Below are 486 nucleotides of genomic sequence, written 5' to 3'. Positions count from 1 at the left end.
GCCATCGGGTACGGATTGTCCTCAGTTGAATCGCCATGCATGTAGGCACTGAGCCCCAACATCCATGCCTCAGTCATTGTCGCCCCCGCTGCTCATGTCGCGAGCCGCCGTCCAACCAGCAGCCCAATCGTAATGGTCCATGGAATCTGAATCGTACGGATTCTCCCAGAAGCCATCACCGTAAAAGTAAGCAGCGTGACCAACGAACCATGCGCCCAGTGCATTCATTCCGCGTCACCTCCACGTGCTGAGTACCAGCCAGCATCCCACTCTGCATGATCAGGGGACCCGTAGCTGTATGGGTTGTTTTGACGCGACTCTCCGTCGAGGAAAGCGGCAAACCCCTCTTCCCAAGGGTTTTCAGAGCCATCTACCGAAACAAAATCAATCATTTTCGTCCTCAGCTTCAGATTCGCTCAGAATCTCGCGATACGCAGCCCACCAGCCTTCGACCCACTCAGCGGCTTTATCGCCTTCCGCATCCGA

At 55.6% G+C, this 486-nt stretch carries 1 protein-coding gene; it reads right to left on the bottom strand.

The window, feature by feature from the left end; translation table 11 throughout:
• Positions 1 to 69: 69 nt before the first annotated feature.
• On the bottom strand, positions 70 to 228 hold the full coding sequence (locus AC1RO3_RS08555) for a hypothetical protein (protein ID WP_289863298.1): 159 nt from the start codon (positions 226 to 228) through the stop codon (positions 70 to 72).
• Between the last annotated feature and the right edge of the window lie 258 nt (positions 229 to 486).

It is taken from the genome of Dellaglioa sp. CoH-57-MRSF-19, assembly GCF_056781975.1.
The sequence above is the reverse complement of the archived record's forward strand: the minus strand, read 5'-3'. Positions and strand labels throughout refer to the sequence as shown.

Bases quoted from the DNA above. Each gene is read 5' to 3' on its own strand.
- AC1RO3_RS08555 (WP_289863298.1), bottom strand. From the start codon at position 228: ATGAATGCACTGGGCGCATGGTTCGTTGGTCACGCTGCTTACTTTTAC.